General features: G+C 48.7%; 4 protein-coding genes. 3 read left to right on the forward strand and 1 reads right to left on the reverse strand.

Annotated features, from left to right (window positions below):
• Nucleotides 1-47: 47 nt before the first annotated feature.
• Nucleotides 48-266 carry a hypothetical protein gene (locus tag AACV78_RS21440; protein ID WP_194008303.1) on the reverse strand — a complete coding sequence of 73 codons (219 nt, stop codon included), beginning with the start codon at nt 264-266 and terminating at the stop codon, nt 48-50.
• A gap of 94 nt (nt 267-360) precedes the next feature.
• On the opposite strand from AACV78_RS21440, the gene AACV78_RS21445 reads away from it, so the two are divergent.
• The 3 genes from AACV78_RS21445 to AACV78_RS21455 form a co-directional block, all read left to right on the forward strand.
• A complete protein-coding gene (locus AACV78_RS21445) occupies nt 361-486 on the forward strand; it encodes a hypothetical protein (protein WP_255512908.1) in 126 nt (41 codons plus the stop codon).
• 110 nt (nt 487-596) lie between these two features.
• A complete protein-coding gene (locus AACV78_RS21450; protein WP_339383752.1) occupies nt 597-686 on the forward strand; it encodes a DUF6464 family protein in 90 nt (29 codons plus the stop codon).
• 1,317 nt (nt 687-2,003) lie between these two features.
• Nucleotides 2,004-4,926, forward strand: a 2,923-nt coding sequence (locus AACV78_RS21455) for a DUF4347 domain-containing protein (RefSeq protein ID WP_228042728.1), incomplete at its 3' end; no start/stop codon positions are given.

Below are 4,926 nucleotides of genomic sequence, written 5' to 3' on the forward strand. Positions count from 1 at the left end.
GGGTTGGGGTGGGGTAAAAAGTTTACGATTCATTTAGGATTGCTATATTACGGGCTTGTCTGTTTTTGAACTAAACCCGGTTTCTCCTGTCTAGTTTGGTAAAATAACCGCTCTCCCGCGAGCAGCAGCCAGCAAACGGCTAACGTACCGGCAAGTTTGAAACTTTGCCGGGAACTTTTATGATTGAAAACCGTCTCTCGGCGGATGATTTTCTGTTGTCGATCGCCTAAATTAAAGAAAATATTCCCCACACAAGTTGATACCATTTTTCTAAAATCGTGCAACACTCTTCGACCCCCCCTAGCCCCCCTTGTAAAGGGGGGGGACAAGAACACTGTTGCATTCTTTTTTAAAATTGGTATGACTAAATGTACTAACTACTATCCTGATTATTTTCATAGGTTTAGCTCCGTCGCTGCTGTCTTTGTGGGTGATGCGATCGGCCCCAAGCCCGAGATAGAATTGCAGCGGCCGGGCTGGCGGTAGCAAAAATACCTGCGCGAAATCAACTAGCAACGGTCGATCGCACTTACGTAGAAGACCTCGGTTATGCGATCGGCGATATCACTTGCGAGTATAACGCCCGCTCTAATTAGATCCGTTGTGCAGTCAACCCTTCAGGGCCCTGTCTTGATTGTCGGTACTATCAAGCCAGAACTCTTGACGTTCGCGGTGAAAAGATATAGCTTGTAATGGGGCTACTATCTACGTAAATTTGCTGATGCAGTAATTGATAAGTTAGTATGTACTTAAGTGTAAGGATTGTTGCTGGATCTTTTTCAGCACAAGCCGTGCCAAAACTCAGCAATTAAAAATTAATCGAGCAGTATTGCTTGGTTACAGTTGCTATAAGTGGCAGACTGCGATGCGGTGCTTTTCTAGTTGAGGACTTGCACCCAAAAACCAGGTTTAGAGAATAAATCTGAGTTTGGTGGCGAAAAATCTAGGATCAAGCCAGTTCCTAGTCTCCTAGACGCCCTCCTGCAGTTGAAAAAATGAGCGAATAAAAATCGCCAGTAGCTGACAAACACATCTGCAACTCGATTTCTGCAAAACATCATGAAAAATTGTGTACAAACAATTGTCCCGACCATTAACCTCAAACATAAACTCGCTAGAAGACTATAAGTTGACAGTTTGAGTGAGAAGTTTCTTGCTAGCTGTACCAATCTGTTTTTGTGCAAATAAACGCAGTCTCAAACCAGAATTGTTGTCTCCAGACTGCAACTCATAAATTTTTAAGACACCTCGTCGCTACAGGGTATGTATGTTTCAGTTTAATCGCAGGTTTTGGATGCTGTCGGTCTAATTATGTCCCGGCCGCTTTCTAGCAATCCCATCCTTAATTCATCTCTTTGGGCGATTGCGAACGGGGCTAGCGCACCAAAACTCAAGAAACCGGGTTTTTTACCGGGAGTGAGGGCTGCAAGGAACTCTTTTTGTCTGTCAAGCCCGGTTTCTTAGTTCAGAAATAGTGAAATTTCTCTACCCGTAAACTGCATTGGACGATCGACAGAAACCTCATAAAATAAACTTTTGAGAATTATTGTTATTGTCTGTTGCCGGATGTAAGAAATTTGCGAGTATAAAAATACACTCGATCGCCAAAATCGAATGCGAAATATCTCCCAATAGATAGATTGGTGGAATTTAATTTCCCTATCTTCAGCGGTTGCGCGGGCTATATTTGCAATGCTATCAAAGAGCAAGATAGCACAGTTTTGTGCTGAGTAAAATAAGCCTCTTGCTCTCGATTACATTCAAGCTGCAGAGCTGATAACTCTGCAATCCAAGCTTTTTTTTTCGATGTCGCTATCATCTTGAAACGGGCATCTTACGGCAGTTATTATTCAGGAAATTCTACCATGCAAAGCATCTGCAACAAACCAATTTTCACAACCCAAAAAGTAAGCAATACCACCGCAAGCCTTACTAACAAAAAATCCCGAATAACAGCAACTGATCCCGTTCAAAAAATACAACAAGTAAATGGAGACTGGTGTTTGTATTCCTCAAAAAACGATGAGGGCGCGGGAATTGGGAACTCCCAAACAGAATTTTTGCCAGCAACAGAATCGCCGATCGCCCCGAGTGTAAAAAATGTGCTGTTCCTCGATGCCAGAGTAGAGCAATACGACAGCTTGGCAAGCGGAGCAACAGCAGGTACAGAAGTATTTATACTCGACTCGCAGCGGGATGGAGTCGAGCAAATTACTAAAATTTTGGCTAGTTGTAGCAATTTAGACAGCCTGCAAATAATTTCTCACGGTCGAGAAGCAGCAGTGCAACTAGGGTCGATCGCCCTGAGCAGCGACAACATAGAAACCTACAGCCATTTGTTGCAGCAGTGGGGAAAAAGCATCAGCGAGAGAGGAGCTATCTTGTTGTGCGGGTGCAGCGTCGCAGCCGGAGAAAGCGGCCGGGCCTTCGTGCGGCGGCTGAAGGCAATTAGTGGTGCAGATATTGCAGCCTCCGACAACTTGACGGGGAGCGCGGCAATAGGCGGCGACTGGAAATTAGAATTTGCGACAGGGGAAATCGAGGCGAGTATCGCCATTGAAAAAGCAGCGCTCGAAGCATACAGCTACACCCTAGGCACATTAGTTAACGAAACTTTCAAGAACGCCACAGTTAGGGGGCCTTGGATTTACGGGGGAACAGGCGGTGCGCTGTTCAATCCGGCTGGGGGGCCAGCATCTTCTCAAGATATCCCCGGCATTACCGGAGGGACTGTATCCGGCATACTTCCGGCAGTCGGAGGCAGTGTTCCAGGCGATGGCGCCCTGCGATTAACTCCAGCAGTAAACAACCGGGAAGCCTTCGTCATCTACAACAACCCCATTCCTTCAACCGACGGTATCAGAGTTAAGTTTGATTTTTATTCCTACGGTTCAAGCCAGCAATTTCCGTCTCCGCAAGGCTTTATTAGCCCTCAGCCAGGAGACGGGCTGGGTTTCTTCTTGATTGATGGCACTGTTAGCCCAACCAGGACTGGGGGTTTTGGCGGTTCTCTGGCTTATGCTCCACGAACGGGTACACCCGGTATTGACGGAGGTTATTTAGGCATTGGGCTTGACGAGTTTGGCAATTTTTCAACATCCACAGAAGGGCGCTCTGGCCCGGAGCCTCCTTCGATTCCCGGCTCCTCTATTGGTTCTTTCAGACCTGATTCAGTAACTATTAGAGGAAATCAAGCAAATAGTTATTCGTTTTTAACAAATGCGATCGTTCCCTTCGGCATCGATAACATTCCTACGAGCATTGACTTTAGTGGCCCTGTTGCCGGCAGCAGTTTTAATTTCAGCAATACGTTCACGAGCGATCGCAATGCAGCCAAAAGAGCCGTTCAAGTTACCCTAAATCCATCTAACGACAAGGTGGATCCCAATCGCCTCAGCGTTGCCTTCGATAGGGATTTTGACGGCACCTACGAAACTACAGTGCTCGACATCCCCAACTTGGCAACCAAAAACGGCCCAGTACCGCCAATTTTCAAATTTGGTTTTGGCAGTTCCACAGGAGGTGCCAACAACATTCACGAACTTCAAAACCTGGTAGTCGAGACGGTAAATCCTCCGACTATCTCGGCTGACGTGAGCACGATCAAGACCGGCCCTGCGTTCATCAAGCCAGGGGGCAGCATTACCTACACGATTACAACTGTCAACAAAGGGCCAGCACCGGCTAGAAACGTCAAGATTCAAGACGAAATACCTTTTGAACTGCTCATTCCCCCCGGAAACCCGCCAATTCTCAATCTCTCGGATAATGGCACTTACCAGAACCAAACGAAGTCTGTCACCTGGCCTGTAGTTCCCGTTCTCAATCCCGGCGAGACTCTCACTTACAGCGTGACAGTTAATGTGCGGTCTGATTTACCTGTCGGTACCACTTTTTCTAACATTGCATTCAGCAATAGCTCGACTTTCGACCCTGACCTCAGCAACAACACCGCTATATTCCCGCCGGGGCAAGTCGATGGGCCTGGTGTAGTCTTTACCACAATTGTCAATACAGTCGCGGATGTAGTCACTACCAAGAGCGGCAATCTGACTGCTGCGGCCGGGTCAACCGTCACCTACACGCTGAACACGACTAATAGAGGGCCCGACCCAGCCATCGACGTGACCATCACTGACAGCATTATTCCGGGTTTAACAGGAGTCAGCTTTTCCAACGGCGGGAGCTATGACGCACAAACCGGCATTGTCTCGTTTCCACCGGTGGCGACGCTGGCAAACGGGGCGACTGAGCCCCGCACCGTCAGTTTCGTTGCGCCAGCCACGCTTAACACCATCAGCAACACGGCTCGGAGCCGATCGGCGACTCCCGACCCGAACAACCGTAACAACAACGGCTCCACCACCAACAAAGAGGGAACTCCGACCAACTCTAGTGTTACGACAACTATTACGCCCAACGCCGATCTGGCAACCACCAAAACCGGCTCTACCACTGCTATCCCCGGCAGCTCGGTCAGCTACAGCATCGCCACACTCAACAACGGCCCCAGTCCGGCACAAGCTGTAACCATCACTGACAGCATCGTTCCCGGATTAACGGGAGTCACGGCATCTAACGAGGGCACTTACGATGCAGTGACAGGAATTGTTACCTTCCCACCCGTGGCGATCGCCAACGGTGAGACAGTCAACCGGACGATCGGCTTCACAGTACCCCTGACAGCAACTTCCATCAGCAACACTGCCAGAAGTAGCTCGATCACTCCCGACTTGACTCCTGGCAACAACAACGGTACCGACCCCAACGCCACCGTGTCCACCAGCGTCAGTCCTGCGGCCGATATTGTCACCCAAAAGACTGCTCCGGCAACCATCGAGGCGGGCGATACGCTGATTTATACCATTACTACTAGCAACAACGGCCCTAGTACCGCGACCAACGTAGTCATCACCGACAGCCTGA

The organism is Tychonema sp. LEGE 07196 (assembly GCF_963890365.1).
Taxonomy (GTDB): Bacteria; Cyanobacteriota; Cyanobacteriia; order Cyanobacteriales; family Microcoleaceae; genus Microcoleus.